The sequence below is a fragment of the Cryptosporangium sp. NPDC048952 genome, assembly GCF_043197895.1.
Taxonomy (GTDB): domain Bacteria; phylum Actinomycetota; class Actinomycetes; order Mycobacteriales; family Cryptosporangiaceae; genus Cryptosporangium.
Genome location: NZ_JBICTY010000007.1, coordinates 380,088 through 394,291 on the forward strand (window position 1 = coordinate 380,088; position 14,204 = coordinate 394,291).

Sequence of the window (14,204 nt, forward strand, 5' to 3'; positions counted from 1 at the left end):
GGACGCTCCAATGAACTACCCGTTCAACCCTTCCGCCGACGAGGACCGCGCGACGCCCGACGAGGAGGCCGACGCGCTTCTCGTCGGCGCGGTGGACCTCCACCAGCACCCCGGCCCCAGCCCGTTCCCGCGGCGGATGAGCATCCTCGACGCAGCCCGGGACGCGTCGGCGGCAGGCTTCCGCGCGATCGTGGCGAAGTCCCACCACCACAGCATGGTCACCGACATCCTGGCGCTGCAGACGGCCGGGCTGGCGGAGCTCTCCACCGAGGTCTACGGCGGGATCGCGCTGAACCGCACCGTCGGTGGCCTTAACCCGTACGCGGTGGAGCTCGCGCTGCGCATGGGAGGCCGGATGGTGTGGTTCCCGACGCTGTCCTCAGCCGCGCACGTCGACCACCACGAGCACCACGACACCGGCTTCCCCACGCCCGAAGTGTCGCTGCGGGACAACGAGGTCATCTCGATCCTCGACGACGGCGGGGCGGTGCTCCCGGAGGTGCGCGACATCCTCTCGGTGATCGCGGCCGAGGACGCCGTGATGACGTGCGGCCACCTCGGGGTCGGAGAGTCGCAGAAGCTGATCGACGCCGCCATCGAGGCCGGTGTCCGACGCATCCTGATCAACCACCCGGTGTTCGTCGTGGGCGCCTCGGTGGAGCAGGCCGCCGCCTGGGCCCGGCAGGGCGTCTACATCGAGCACTGCGTGATCATGTACTGGGGCAAACCCGAGCGCCGCCGCAGCCTCGACGAGCTGCTGTCGTTCATCAAGGCGGTCGGCGTCGACCAGACGGTCCTGTCGTCGGACTCCGGTCAAAAGACCAATCCCCTGCCGGTGACGCTGTACCGCCGGGCAGTGCGCGGTCTGCTGGACGCCGGTCTCGCGGAGGACGACATCCGCAAGCTGGTGGGCGTCAACGGCGGCGAGCTCCTCCTTCGATGACCGAGTCCTACCAGGTGACGATCGTGCGGTACGGCACCCGGGAGACCGTGCGCAGCGACGTCTATCTCAACCACCACCTGTACGCCGAACCCGACGGCCCGATCGGCATGGACTACTTCTTCTGGGTGCTGCGCAACTCCTCGCGCACGATCGTCGTCGATACGGGCTTCTCGGCTGTGGGTGGCGCACGACGCCGGCGGACGACGCTGATCGAGCCGGTGGACGCGTTCGACGCACTCGGGATCGACCGGAGCGCCGGGCCGCCGGTCGTGATCACGCACGCCCACTACGACCACATCGGGAACGTGGGTCTGTTCCCGTCGTCGCCGCTGACGATCGCTGCCGCGGAGTACGAGTTCTGGACCGGCCCGTATGCGGACCGGACGCTCGTGCACCACTCGGTGGAGGATGCGGAGATTCTGGGCCTGCGGCAGGCGCATTCGGACGGCCGGTTACGTATGTTCGCTGACTCCGCAGAGGTGGCCCCCGGTGTCCGGGTCACGCGGGTCGGCGGTCACACGCCGGGGCAGAGCGTGGTCACCGTGAACACGACCGACGGTGTCGTCCTGCTGGCCTCGGACTCGGTGCACTACTACGAGGAGCTCGAGCGCAGCATGCCGTTCACGCAGGTGGCCGACGTGATCGCGATGTATGCCGCGTTCGAGCGGATCCGCGGGCAGCTGGACAGCGGCGAGGTGCGTCACCTGGTCACCGGCCACGACCCGGACACGCTGAGCCGATTCACGCCGGTCACCGACGGTGCGCTGGCCGGTCTCGCGGCCACGATCGGAGAGGAGAGCTGATGAGGATCGGCTTCGTAGGGCTCGGCAACATGGGCGGGCGCATGTCCGCCCGGATCACCGGGGCGGGCTCACCCGTGCTCGGGTTCGACGTCCTTCCCGACAACGTGACCGCCGCCGGAGCCACACCGGCGGCGTCAATCGAGGAGGTCACCGACGGCAGTGACATCGTGCTGCTGTCGCTGCCCGACAGCCGGGCCGTCGAAGACGTGGTGCTGACCGGTGTCCTCCCGCGCGCACGTTCCGGCCAGATCGTCGTGGATCTGTCCACCGCCTCACCGGAGTCGACCACTCGACTCCACGAACTGCTCGGCGCACGCGGAGCGGCGTACCTCGACGCCGGTGTCTCCGGCGGCGCGGCGGCCGCCGAGAAAGGCGCGCTCACGCTGATGGTCGGCGGCTCGGCCGAGGTTCTGGAGCAGGCGCGTCCGGTGCTGGAGCTGTTCTCCGGGTCGATCTTCCACTGCGGACCGAGCGGCTCGGGGCACGTCGTCAAGCTGCTGAACAACTTCCTCAACGCGATCGCGCTGTCGGCCACCGCCGAGGTGATGGTCGCCGGGAAGAAGGCCGGGCTCGACCTGGACGTGCTGCTCGCCGTGCTCAACGCCGGGTCGGGCGTCAACTTCGCGACGTTGAACCGCTTTCCGAAGATCGTCCACGGTGACTACCTGCGCGGGGGCCTGACGAACACGCTGATGCTCAAGGACGTCAACCTGTACGTCGAGCTGGTGGCGCGGTTGGGGGTGGTGAGCCCCAACTCGTCCGGACCGCTGGCGAGTTTCGGTCTCGCCCGGGCGCTCGGGTACGCGGACGAGATCAGCAACACGGTCGTCGACGCGCTCGGTGACCTCTCCGGTGGGGTTCGGTTGCACTCGGGGGGCGCATCATCATGAGGATCATTCGTGGAGAGGGTCCCTCCGAACAGCGTCCGGCGAACGTGACCGGCTCGGCCTGGTTCGATCCGGTGTTGCCTGCGACCGACGGCACCGTGATCACCACGGTGTTCTTCGCGCCGGGCGCGCGGACGTTCTGGCACACGCATGAGCACGGGCAGATCCTGCAGGTGCTCTCCGGACGGGGGCTGATCTGCTCCGACGGCGGGACACCGCAGGTTCTCGCGGTCGGGGACACGGTGTGGGTGCCCGCCGGCGAGCGGCACTGGCACGGTGCCGCGCCCGACTCGTTCCTGTCGCACACCGCGATCTCGCTCGGCACCACCAGCTGGGCCGAAGAGGTCTCCGAGACGGACTACGCGTCATGAACGTCCGGTCGCCCGGAGCGGTTGGGTTCATCGGGCTGGGGAACATGGGCGCGCCGATGGCAGCGCGCCTCGTCGGCGCAGAGTACGAGGTGCGGGGATTCGATCTTTCCGTGCCCGCGCGCAAGGTGTTCGCCGAGGCTGCGCTCGCCGCGGCCGAAGCCAGGGCTGGCGCCGCCGCGACTGAGACCGGGGCCGGGGCCACGACGGAGGTCGGGGCCGGGGCTGCAAGCTTGGCGGACGCCGTTCGGGGCGCGGCTGTCGTGGTACTGATGCTGCCCGACTCGAACGCCGTCGCGGCGACTCTCCACGACGAGGGCTTCGATGTCGCGCCGGGGACGATCGTCGTCGACATGAGCTCGTCGGAGCCGCTGCGCACCCGAGCGCTCGCCGCCGAGCTCGCCTCGCGGAACGTGACGCTGATCGACGCCCCGGTGTCGGGCGGGGTCGCACGCGCGAAGACCGGGAAGCTGACGATCATGGCCGGCGGAGAGCCATCCGACCTGGACCGCGTCGCACCGATCCTGGCGGAGCTGGGCACCGTCACCCGGGCCGGCGACGTCGGCAGCGGGCACGCCGTCAAAGCGCTGAACAACCTGCTCAGCGCCACCCACCTGCTGGTGACCAGCGAAGCGATCCTCGCCGGCGAGCGCTTCGGCCTCGATCCGGAAACGATGGTGTCGATCTTCAACGGCTCCAGCGGCCGCAGCGGATCCACCGAGAACAAATGGCCCAACTTCATCCTGCCCGGCACGTTCGACTCCGGGTTCGGGCTCCGCCTGATGCTCAAGGACATGCGCATCGCCACCGGCCTGGCCGACGAGGTGGGGGCGCCCGATCCGCTCGGGCACGCGGCAGTCGAACTGTGGACCCGCGCCGCCGAACAGCTCGAGGACACCGCCGACCACACCGAGATCGTGAACTGGCTGCGCAGCGCTGAATCGACTGCTGGAGAGGGGTCGTCATGAACGCGGAAGAGATCAAGCAGGAGTTCATTCGCGTTCGCGGCGCGTGGAGCGACACCTGGGAGAGCGTGCTACGACTCGATCCCGAGTTCCTGTTGGCCTATTTGAACCTCTCGGCCGTGCCGTGGCGCAAGAACCACCTCGACGACAAAGTCAAGGAATTCATCTACATCGCGATCGACGCCAACGCCACGCACATGTATCTGCCCGGAGTGCGTCAGCACATCAAGGCAGCGCTGGCGTTGGGCGCCACTCCCGCCGAGATCATGGAGGTGCTCGAACTCACCGCCACGCTGGGCATCCACGCGATGAACATCGGCGTGCCGATTCTCGTCGAAGTGCTCGAAGAGAAGGGTCTGCGAACCGGACCCGCACCGCTGACCGAATACCAGGAACAGATCAAGGCGGATTTCGCGAAGACGCGTGGGTACTGGCATTCGTTCTGGGACGAGATGCTGGAACTGGACCCCGAGATGTTCGCGGCCTATACCGAGTTCTCATCGGTGCCGTGGCGGTCGGGCACCCTCGAACCCAAGGTGAAAGAGCTCGTCTACATCGCGTTCGACACGGCGGCGACGCATCTGTACGTCAAGGGGCTGAAGCTGCACATCGAGAACGCGATCGGCTACGGCGCGACGCCGCAGGAGATCCTCGAGGTCATGGAGATCGCATCCGTGCTGGGGATCCACGCGGTCACCGCGGCCGCGCCGATCCTGCAGGAGGAAATCGACGCGGCCGGTGATCAGCGGGCGATGTAGCCGCCGTCGACGCTGAGGATCGTACCGGTGATGCCGGCTGACTCCGGGGCGGCGAGGAAGACGATCGCGCGGGCGACCTCGTCGGGGGTCGAGACGCGGCCGATCGGATGGTTGCTCAGGGTGACGGCGAGGCTCGCCGCGGGGTCCGGGTCCGCGGCGCGCGCCTCGTCCATGAAGCCGGTGTCCACGGCGCCGGGCGCAACGGCGTTGACCCGGACCCCGCGCCCGGCGTACTCGATCGCGAGCTGCCGGGTGAGCTGGACGATCGCGCCCTTTGTCATCGCGTACGCGCTTTGATTGGCGACGCCGATGAGCCCGGAGATCGACGCCGTGTTGACGATGCAGCCGCGGCTCGCCTCCAGGTGCGGCAGGGCCGCGCGGGCGAACCGGAACGCCGGCCGGACGTTCGTCGCAATCAGTGCGTCGAAGTCGTCGTCGGTCGTGTCGAGGATCGGCCGCCGGAGGAAGCGGGCGGCGTTGTTCACGAGCAGGTCGAGGCGCCCGAACTCGGCCAGCGCCCGGCCGATCGTGTCGGCGGGCGTCGCGTCGGCGGTCACGTCCGCGACGACCGGCACCACCCACCCGTCCTCGGCCTGCTCCGCGATCGCAGTGTCGACGTCCACCGCGACGACCCGATACCCCGCCGCCCGCAATCGGACGACCACATCCCGTCCGATCCCCCGCGCCGCCCCGGTGACCACAGCTGTCAGCTCCATGGCCAGATTGTATGACGATCATACGTCCTTCGTCACTCCCGTCCCCCAAGTCGCACCACCGTTCCGCTGGACGGTACGGGTGGATACATTTGCGATGCTGGTGACCTTCACTAGGGGCTGCAAGCGGGTATAGGGTCCTCGCATGGCGTTTCTTGGAGCGGAACGATGACTACCCGCCCGGAGAACGGACCGCTCCAAGGACTCAGAGTCCTGGACGTCTCGACGATCCTGGCCGGGCCCCTCGCCTGCCAGGTCCTCGGCGACTACGGCGCCGACGTGATCAAGATCGAGCACCCGCGCACCGGCGACAGCATGCGTGGGCACGGCGGCCAGAAGGACGGCGTCCCGATCTGGTGGAAAGAGATCAGCCGCAACAAGCGGACGGTCGCGCTGAACCTGTCCGATCCGGACGGCGCGGCGGCCCTTCGGCGGCTGGTACGCGACACCGATGTGCTCGTCGAGAACTTCCGTCCGGGCACGCTGGAGCGCTGGGGCTTGTCCCCCGAGACCCTGCACGAGATCAACCCGGGCCTCGTTCTCGTTCGGCTCACCGGGTTCGGGCAGACCGGGCCCTACTCCTCCCGCGCCGGGTTCGGCACGCTCGCGGAGGCGATGAGCGGCTTCGCGGCGCTGACCGGCGCCGCCGACGGGCCGCCCACGCTCCCGAGCTTCGGCCTCGCCGACAGCATCTGCGGCCTCGCCGCGTCCTCGGCCGCGCTGATGGCGTTACGCCACCGCGACGCGACCGGAAAAGGCCAGGTCATCGACCTGAGCATCCTCGCGCCGATCATGACAGCGGTCGGGCCGGGCCCCACCGTGTACCAGCAGACCGGCGAGATCGAGCAGCGCCACGGCAACCGCTCCACGAACAACGCTCCGCGCAACACCTACCGCACGGCTGACGGTGACTGGGTCGCTGTTTCCACCAGCGCGCAGTCGATCGCCGAGCGGGTGTTACGGCTGGTCGGGCATCCGGAGGTCATCGACGAGCCGTGGTTCGCCACCGGCCGCGGCCGGGCTGCGCACGTCGACGAGCTCGACGCGTACGTCGGCGACTGGATCGGTGCGCGCACCCGCGACGAGGTGCTCGACGCGTTCACCGGGGCCGGTGCGGCGATCGCACCGGTCTACACCGCGAAGGACCTGGTGGAAGACGTCCACGTGCGGGAGACGCAGATGCTCACCGAGGTCGAGGACGACGAACTCGGCACCGTGCTGCAGCACAACGTCCTCTGGCGCATGTCGGAGACGCCCGGCCGGATCCGGTTCCCCGGCCGAGCACTCGGCGCCGATACCGACGAGGTCCTCACCGAAGCCGGGCTCACCCCCGACGAGATCCGGTCTCTCCGCGACCGCGAGGTGATCAGGTGACCGCGCGGGAGTCCCGCCGCGGCCGGACGACCCGGCGGCCGACGGAACGTCGGCCATGACCGGCCGTACTGCCGAAGATCGCCGATCCGCGCCCACCCGAGGTGATTCGATGAGTGATGCGTTACTGAGTGCTGTCGCTGCCGGGGTCACGGTTTTCGACCTGGGGCGCACGTTCTTCCCGGGTATGCCGCAGTCCCCGAACCATCCTGCGTACACGCACACGCTGCCCCGCCGGCACGGCGACATGGTGCGGGAGGACGGTGCGTCCGCCGCCAACGACATGATCGTGCTCGGTACGCACGTCGGGACGCACATCGATGCGATCGCGCACGTCTCGTTCGGCGGGAAGCTGCACGGCGGGGTGGACGCCTACGAGGCCGGTGTGGGCGGGAAGTACCTGGAGCACGGCGTGCACACGATCGCACCGATGGTTCGCCGGGGTGTGTTGCTGGACGTGCCTCGGGCGTTGGGCCGCGACGCGTGCGAACCGGGGTACGAGATCACGGTCGCCGATCTGGAGGCGTCCGCCCGCGCGGAGGTGCGTGCCGGGGACGTCGTACTGATCCGGAGTGGCTGGGGTCGCCGGTTCGACGACGGTGCGGCGGCGTACGTCGGCAAGGAGTCCGGGGTGCCCGGTATCTCCGAGGCCGGGGCGACGTGGTTGGCTGCCAAGGGCATCCACGCCGCCGGTGCCGACACGATCGCGTTCGAGCGCCTCGCCCCGGGCGGGGGCCACGCGTTGTTGCCCGCGCACAACGTCCTGCTCGTGGAACACGGCATCTACCTGATCGAGGCGATGGCCCTCGACGAACTGGCCGCCGCGGACGCCACCGAATTCACCTTCGTACTGGCGCCGTTGAAGCTCCTCGGCGCCACGGGTTCCCCCGTCCGCCCCCTCGCCCTGATCTCCGACCCCGCAGCCGTGGTGTCCGCGGCCGCGGGGTCGGCCGCCGGCGGCGCGGCTGGCGGCGCGCTCGCCGCGGGTGGTGCGCATGGCTGAGGCCACGCTCGCGCAGCGGCTCGGGGAGTTCGCGGCCGAGTCCACCGCCCTACCCGATGAGGTCACTGAGAGTGTGCGGAAGCGGGTGCTCGATATCGTGGGCATCGCTGCCGCCGCGGCCTCGCTCGAGACGAGTCGCGCCGCCCGCCGCTGGGCCGCCGAGCAGGGCGGAACACCCGAAGCCACGGCGATCGGCCTCCCCGACAAGCTCCCGGCCGCCCAGGCCGCGTTCGTCAACGGCGTGCTGGCCCACTCCCTCGACTACGACGACACCCACCTGCCGTCCGTCCTGCACCCCAGCGCCGTGGTGGTCCCGGCCGCCCTCGCCGCCGCCGAAGCCACCGGCGCGACCGGCGCGGAGCTCGAAACCGCCATCGCGGTCGGCCTGGAAACCGCAGTCCGCCTCGGCATGGCCGGCTACGACAAACAATCCAACAACTCCGTGTTCTTCGAACACGGCCAGCACGCCACGTCGATCTGCGGTGCGGTCGGCGGCGCGGTCTCCGCCGCGAAACTGCACCGGATGGACGCCCCGAGCATCACGAACGTCATCGGCGTCGTCGCGTCGATGGCGTCCGGACTCATCGAGGCCAACCGCACCGGCGGCACCGTGAAACGCATGCACTGCGGCTGGGCCGCGCACGCCGCAGTGAGCGCGGTAGGCCTGGTGCGGCACGGCTTCACCGGCCCACCCACAGTGCTCGAAGGCCGCTTCGGCTTCTTCCAGGCGTGGCTGCACGGCGTGTTCGACGCCGACCAGATCACCGACGGCCTCGGCGAAGAATGGGCAGTCCCGGGCATCTTCTTCAAGCCTTACCCCGCCAACCACTTCACGCACGCCGGCATCGACGCCGCCCGCCGCCTGCGCGCGACCGGCGTCGATCCGGCGAAGATCAGCAAGATCCGGCTCGGCGTGCCCCGCCAGAACCTGCCCACGGTCGGACAGCCGATCGAGGTGAAGCGCACCCCCGAAACCGGCTACATGGCCCAGTTCAGCGGCCCGTACACCCTGGTGGCGGGCCTGCTCGGCGGTGGCGGGCTCGGCGTCGGGCTGGACGATTTCACCGACGAGCTGGCCCGCGACCCGCACCGGCGCGCGTTGATGCGGTTGGTCGACGTCGAGCCCGACGAGAAGTGCACCGAGATCTTCCCGTACCAGTTCCCGGCCGTCGTCACGCTGACGCTCGACGACGGCACGGAGCTCACCGAGGAGGTGCTGGTCAACCGGGGCGGCCCGGGGGATCCGCTCTCGTTCGACGAGCTCGCAACCAAGTTCCGCGACAATGCCGAGCGAGCGCTGTCCGCCGACACGGTCGGTCAGCTCGCGGACGCGATCGCGCGCCTGCACGACACCACTGATCTGTCCGCTCTGCTCGAACCGCTCCGGGAGGTCGACGCATGACCTATGACCTGATCGTCACGAACGCCCGCGTGGTCACGCCCGGCGCCGCCGACGTCGCGCTGACTGACGTCGGCATCAAAGACGGGAAGTTCAGTGAGCTCGGGACGCTGGACCCGGCGGAAGCCGGAACCGTGCTCGACGCCGGAGGCAAGCTGCTGTACCCGGGTGTGGTCGACGTGCACCAGCACTGGGGCATCTACAACGACCTCACCGACGACGCGAACACCGAGAGCCGGGCGTCCGCGCAGGGTGGTGTCACGACCGGGATCACCTACATCCGCACCGGTCAGTACTACCTGAACCGCACCGGGCCGTACGCCGAGATCTTCCCCGACGTGCTGAAGCAGACCGACGGGCACGCGTACGTCGACTACGCGTTCCACGTCGCGCCGATCCTCAAGCGGCACATCGACGAGATTCCGGCGCTGATCAGCGAGTTCGGCGTCCCGTCGTTCAAGATCTTCATGTTCTACGGGTCGCACGGGCTGCACGGGAGGTCGTCGAAGCAGGAGTCGTTCCTGATGCTGCCCGACGACGAGTCGTACGACTTCGCGCACTTCGAGTTCGTCATGCGGGGCATCCAGGCCGCGCGGGAGGACCCACGCTTCGCCGGCTTCGCCGACGCGATCTCGCTGTCACTGCACTGCGAGACCGCCGAGATCATGCGCGCCTACACCAAGATCGTGGAGGACGCCGGGGGGCCGCGCGATCTGGCGGCCTACAGTGCGTCGCGCCCGCCGCACTCGGAGGGGCTGGCGATCACGATCGCGTCGTACCTGGCGCACGAGACCGAGTTACCGAACATCAACCTGCTGCACCTGTCGTCGCGGAAGGCGATCGAGGCGGCGATGATGATGCAGGCGACGTTCCCGCACGTGAATTTCCGGCGCGAGGTGACGATCGGGCACCTGGTCGCCGACATCTCCACCGCGAGCGGGCTGGGCGGCAAGGTGAACCCGCCGCTGCGTCCGCGCGAGGACGTCGAGGCGCTGTGGGAGCACGTGCTGGCCGGCAATTTCTCGTGGGTGACCAGTGACCACGCGTGCTGCAAGGACGAGATGAAGTTCGGCGACCCGCGCGACGACGTGTTCACCGCGAAGAGCGGCTTCGGCGGCACGGAGTACCTGCTGCCGGGGCTGATCAGCGAGGGGCGGCGGCGAGGCCTGTCGCACGGCCAGATCGCTTCGCTGACGTCGTGGAACCCGGCCCAGCGCTTCGGGCTGTTCTCGAAGGGCACTGTGGCGCCGGGGTACGACGCGGACTTCTGCCTGGTGGACGACACGTCCTCGTGGACGGTGCACGCGTCCGACTCCGAGTCGGCGCAGGAGTACTCGCCGTTCGAGGGGTTCGAGTTGTCGGCGCGGGTCACCGACACGTACCTGCGGGGCTCGGCCGTGCTGAAGGACGGCGCTGTCGTCGGGTCACCGCGGGGCCAGTACGTGCGGCGGCCCACGGCACTCCCGGCCGGCGAGTAGCGCGGCGCCGGTCCACGCCGCGGTCGGCGGGTGAGCGGGCGACAACGATTCGGGGCCGCGCCGGTGCGGCGCGGCCCCGAATCGCCGTTGGTCAGGTGACCGTCCAGCGGACGGCCCGGGAGCCGGTCGACGTGGTGACCGTGCCGACCACGACGCCCGCGTCGTTGACGTCGACGGCGGAACTCGACGTGCCACCCGGGGCACCCAGGTCCACCATCGTGCCGTCGGACCACAGGAACGCGTGGTTCTCACCGGACGCAGTGGTGCTGAAGCCGACGACCTGGCCCTGGTCGTTGATCGCGGTCGGCGTGCTGCTCGAGCCGCCGAGCGTGCCCAGGTCCGTCATCGTGCCGGCGTGCCAGCGGAACGCGTGGGTGTCCCCGGACGCGGTCGTGCTCGTGCCGATGACGTCGCCGCTGCTCGAAACCGCCCGACCGGTGTTCGCCGGAACACTCGTGGAACCGCCGAGCGTGCCCAGTTCGGTGAGCTGGCCACCACTCCAGACCACCGCGACCCGCGGAACGAAGAAGATCGACGGCCCGGTGCCGAACTGCATCGTGCCGAGCGCACCCGCGACCGTGTCACCGGATCCGAAGCCGTACGCGACGCCGGCCTGCCCGGCCGGGACCGGCAGGTCGGTCGTGGTGCCACCGGTGCTCAGAATCGTCGGGACGTAGGTGTAGTTGGTGTTGGTGCGGGCACCGGCGACGCTTCCGTCGTCGCTGATCGCGTAGGCGACGGACAGGGCTGTGGTCGTCGTGCTGCCGTCCGCGCGGCAGACCGTGGCGCTGAAGCGCCGCCCGGACGTGACCGTGTTCACCAGCGCGGCGCCGCTCTCGTTCAGGTCCTGGACGCCGAGCGGAGCCCAGGTGCCGAGCGAGCAGTCACCGGTCGTGCCGTCGGCGCGCCAGTGGCGGATCGCGCGCTGATTGATGTCGGGCTCCCCGACCGAGCCGACGACCACGCCGGAGTCGGTGATCCTCGCTGCGGACGCGCCGGGACGCTGGGTGGAGCCCGGCAGCGCGGTGTAGCTGCTGCCCTCCCAGCGGAGAGCCTGGGGTGTGCCCCCGACGGTCGCGTTACCGACCGCGACGCCGGAATTGTTGATGTCGTAGACGGCGGAATCGGTGGTACCGGCGGGGACGGGTAGTGGGGTGGCTGTGACGGTCGGGGCTGCCTGGGCGGTTCCGGCCGGAACGAGTAGCGCTACGGCCAACGCACCACTGATGAGCAATCGCAACGGGGGCCTCCTTGCCAACACCGAGGAAGCGGAGTTTGCCAGCGAAGCTCCATCATGGACAGCTCTTCGTCGTCCGTACCGTTTCAGTCACTGATGGCGAGATACCGCCTCGCCCGACGCCACTGGACCCAGAACATGGTGATCAGCAGGGTGAAACTCAAGACCTGGAAGACGCCGACGACGCGGATCATCGTGCTGTCGCCCATGGCGGCCTGCCAGACCGCGCCGACCGCCGCGATCGGGAGGGACGAGAGCACGAACCGCAGGACCTTGACCTGGCGGTTCGCCTCGTTGTCGGCCACGGATCGCAGCCAGGGGTCGTCGAGCTTCAGCGGGCGACGCAGCGCATCGATGACGGCCAGCCGATCCTCGCGGTTGAGGTCGTTGATGGGTGAGGCCAGCTTGATCCCGCGGGCTCGAGCGACTGCGACGACGAGCCCGGCCAGGCAGGCGAGCACCAGGCCGACGGTGATGCCGACGCCGGCGCCGAGGGCTGCGTCCTTGGCGCTCAGGGATCGGCCGTCCGCAGCCGCCAGGGCGGAACCGATGCCCGCGCTGACGGCGGCGGTAGCCACCACGATGCCGAGCAGAATCAACGAACGTCGCATCCCTCCACAATGGCAGTGAGCGCATCCGGGTTCGACAGGAACGGTGAGTGCGACGAGTCCAGCTCGTGAACTCGTGTCGGCTGTGCCGAGACCGCGTCGATCTCCCGGATCAGACGGCGCTGCAGATCCGGGCGCACGGCGTTGTCCCGCCCGCAGAACACGTAGCTCTTCGGGACGGTGCCGTACCGCTCGCGGGTCACGGTGAACGCCTCTCCCGCGATGCCCGCGGGGGCGTCGGGGCTGAGCAGGGCGATGGCGGCGTCGGCGACGGTCTGATCGACGTCGTCGTAGAACGCTTTGTGCAGTTCGGGGTGGCGCGCACGGTCCGATACCGGGAGGCGGAGCGCGCCGATGGTGGCGGGGTCCGCCGTGAGCAGCGGACCCACCATGTCGCCCGCGTTCTCGGGTGCGCCGATGTAGGCAGCGGCGGGAAGGCCGCTGACCGGTGTGAACGCGGCCACGTAGAGCAGGTGGGCGAAGAGCTCGGGTGCCCGTTCCGCGGCGAGTGTGGCAACCGGTCCGGCCATGCTGTGTGCGACGACGACGCTGGGACCGTTCAGCTGGCTCAGGAGGGTGTCCGCAGCCGAGGACGCGGTGACGCCGGCGACCGGCGACGGTTCGGTGGCGTACGCCGCGGCGTCGAAGGGGACCGACCAGCGGCACTGCGGGGACACCGCGCTGAGACCGTGGCCCTCCAGCTCGACCGCCAGCGACGGAATGCCCCGTGCGGCGAGTCGGGTCGTGATGGGCGTCCAGCACCAGGTGCCGTGCCAGAAACCGTGAAGAAGTACGACGTTGTGCATGGTCCGAGATGCTAGGGGCGGCCGACGGCGACAACCACGTCCTGATTGTGCGGGGATGATTTCCACGCGTGCAGCGCCGCGATCCGGTCGGCGCTGGGGGTGCCGGGGACGGGTTTGAGCATCAGCATGCGTTGGCGGGTGAGCGGGCTGGTGACGATCGCGCAGTCCAGTTCGATAGTGCCGACGCGGGGTCGTGCACCACCTTGGTGGGGCAGTGGAGTGACGCCACGGCGTGGTGGTCCCACATGGTGCGGAACTCGGCGCTGGCGTCGTTCAGCCGCTGGAGCAGCTCGCCGGCGGGTCCGTCGGGGCCGTGCTCGGCGAGGACCGCGCGCAGGTCGGCGACGTACGCGAAGCCGGTTTGTTCCTGGCGGTCCGGTGGGTCGAGGCGGTGGCGCCAGGTGGGGTCGGTGAACCAGCGCCAGATGAGGTTCCCCTGGTAGCGGCCGAGCAGGGTGATGTTGAGCCAGTTCTGGGCGAGGACGTTGCCGAGGTCATCGGTGACGAAGGCTGGGGTCGTTTCCTCGATGGCGGTCAACAGGTGTTCGAGTGTGGGATCGAGCTGGGTGGTGCGGTTCGGGCGGGCCGGCGTAGTGTGGCCGGCCAGGCGGTGGAGGTGGGCCTCTTCGTCGGGGGTCAGCCGGAGGGCTGTGGAGAGGGTGGCGAGGACGGCAGCTGAGGGGTTGGGGCCACGGCCCTGTTCCAGGCGCTCGTAGTACGTGGTGGAGACGCTGGCTAGTGCGGCTACCTCTTCGCGGCGGAGGCCGGGGGTGCGGCCGGGGGGTCGCGCGGGTAAGCCGACGTCTTGGGGCGACAGTGCCTCGCGGCGGCGTCGCAAGAACTCCCCCAACCAAGCACGCTCCAC

The 14,204-nt window shown here is 69.5% G+C and carries 15 protein-coding genes; 10 read left to right on the forward strand and 5 right to left on the reverse strand.

The features are described 5' to 3' along the window. Positions 1-10 precede the first annotated feature (10 nt). From ACGFY5_RS35450 to ACGFY5_RS35475, 6 genes are read left to right on the forward strand one after another with little or no spacing between them, the layout of a single operon-like run. Positions 11-943, forward strand: a complete 933-nt coding sequence (locus tag ACGFY5_RS35450) for a DUF6282 family protein (protein ID WP_392727219.1) — start codon at positions 11-13, stop codon at positions 941-943. Continuing rightward, positions 940-1,746 carry an N-acyl homoserine lactonase family protein gene (locus ACGFY5_RS35455; RefSeq protein WP_392727222.1) on the forward strand — a complete coding sequence of 269 codons (807 nt, stop codon included), beginning with the start codon at positions 940-942 and terminating at the stop codon, positions 1,744-1,746. The genes ACGFY5_RS35450 and ACGFY5_RS35455 overlap by 4 nt, the downstream gene beginning before the upstream one ends. Further along, the gene (locus tag ACGFY5_RS35460) at positions 1,746-2,636 is read left to right on the forward strand and encodes an NAD(P)-dependent oxidoreductase (RefSeq protein WP_392727223.1); all 891 of its coding nucleotides are present in this window, start codon (positions 1,746-1,748) and stop codon (positions 2,634-2,636) included. Before ACGFY5_RS35455 ends, ACGFY5_RS35460 begins: the two co-directional genes overlap by 1 nt. Next, positions 2,633-3,004: a cupin domain-containing protein gene (locus ACGFY5_RS35465; RefSeq protein ID WP_392727226.1), complete on the forward strand. Its 372-nt coding sequence runs from the start codon at positions 2,633-2,635 to the stop codon at positions 3,002-3,004. Before ACGFY5_RS35460 ends, ACGFY5_RS35465 begins: the two co-directional genes overlap by 4 nt. Further along, a complete protein-coding gene (locus ACGFY5_RS35470) occupies positions 3,001-3,969 on the forward strand; it encodes an NAD(P)-dependent oxidoreductase (RefSeq protein WP_392727227.1) in 969 nt (322 codons plus the stop codon). Before ACGFY5_RS35465 ends, ACGFY5_RS35470 begins: the two co-directional genes overlap by 4 nt. Further along, positions 3,966-4,724 carry a carboxymuconolactone decarboxylase family protein gene (locus ACGFY5_RS35475; RefSeq protein ID WP_392727230.1) on the forward strand — a complete coding sequence of 253 codons (759 nt, stop codon included), beginning with the start codon at positions 3,966-3,968 and terminating at the stop codon, positions 4,722-4,724. Before ACGFY5_RS35470 ends, ACGFY5_RS35475 begins: the two co-directional genes overlap by 4 nt. Here the strand turns inward: ACGFY5_RS35475 and ACGFY5_RS35480 are convergent. Then, entirely contained in the window at positions 4,709-5,440 is a 732-nt protein-coding gene (locus tag ACGFY5_RS35480) for an SDR family NAD(P)-dependent oxidoreductase (protein ID WP_392727232.1), read from the reverse strand. The two genes, ACGFY5_RS35475 and ACGFY5_RS35480, sit on opposite strands and share 16 nt — an antisense overlap. Before the next feature lie 165 nt (positions 5,441-5,605). On the opposite strand from ACGFY5_RS35480, the gene ACGFY5_RS35485 reads away from it, so the two are divergent. The 4 genes from ACGFY5_RS35485 (at position 5,606) to ACGFY5_RS35500 (ending at position 10,688) form a co-directional block, all read left to right on the forward strand. Next, positions 5,606-6,811, forward strand: coding sequence for a CaiB/BaiF CoA transferase family protein (locus ACGFY5_RS35485; protein ID WP_392727235.1), 1,206 nt, complete (start codon positions 5,606-5,608; stop codon positions 6,809-6,811). Positions 6,812-6,920: 109 nt separating this feature from the next. After that, positions 6,921-7,811 carry a cyclase family protein gene (locus ACGFY5_RS35490; protein WP_392727238.1) on the forward strand — a complete coding sequence of 297 codons (891 nt, stop codon included), beginning with the start codon at positions 6,921-6,923 and terminating at the stop codon, positions 7,809-7,811. After that, on the forward strand, positions 7,804-9,213 hold the full coding sequence (locus ACGFY5_RS35495) for an MmgE/PrpD family protein (RefSeq protein WP_392727240.1): 1,410 nt from the start codon (positions 7,804-7,806) through the stop codon (positions 9,211-9,213). Before ACGFY5_RS35490 ends, ACGFY5_RS35495 begins: the two co-directional genes overlap by 8 nt. Then, positions 9,210-10,688, forward strand: a complete 1,479-nt coding sequence (locus ACGFY5_RS35500) for a dihydroorotase family protein (RefSeq protein WP_392727242.1) — start codon at positions 9,210-9,212, stop codon at positions 10,686-10,688. Before ACGFY5_RS35495 ends, ACGFY5_RS35500 begins: the two co-directional genes overlap by 4 nt. Positions 10,689-10,779: 91 nt before the next feature. On the opposite strand, the gene ACGFY5_RS35505 is transcribed toward ACGFY5_RS35500, so the two are convergent. From ACGFY5_RS35505 to ACGFY5_RS35520, 4 genes are all read right to left on the reverse strand, one after another. Beyond that, positions 10,780-11,928: a hypothetical protein gene (locus tag ACGFY5_RS35505; RefSeq protein WP_392727244.1), complete on the reverse strand. Its 1,149-nt coding sequence runs from the start codon at positions 11,926-11,928 to the stop codon at positions 10,780-10,782. An 83-nt stretch (positions 11,929-12,011) separates the two neighbouring features. After that, a complete protein-coding gene (locus tag ACGFY5_RS35510) occupies positions 12,012-12,536 on the reverse strand; it encodes a hypothetical protein (protein ID WP_392727245.1) in 525 nt (174 codons plus the stop codon). Continuing rightward, positions 12,521-13,339 (reverse strand): alpha/beta fold hydrolase, encoded by an 819-nt coding sequence (locus ACGFY5_RS35515; protein ID WP_392727247.1) that lies wholly within the window; start codon positions 13,337-13,339, stop codon positions 12,521-12,523. Before ACGFY5_RS35515 ends, ACGFY5_RS35510 begins: the two co-directional genes overlap by 16 nt. A gap of 121 nt (positions 13,340-13,460) precedes the next feature. Continuing rightward, on the reverse strand, positions 13,461-14,204 hold the full coding sequence (locus ACGFY5_RS35520; RefSeq protein ID WP_392727248.1) for a helix-turn-helix transcriptional regulator: 744 nt from the start codon (positions 14,202-14,204) through the stop codon (positions 13,461-13,463).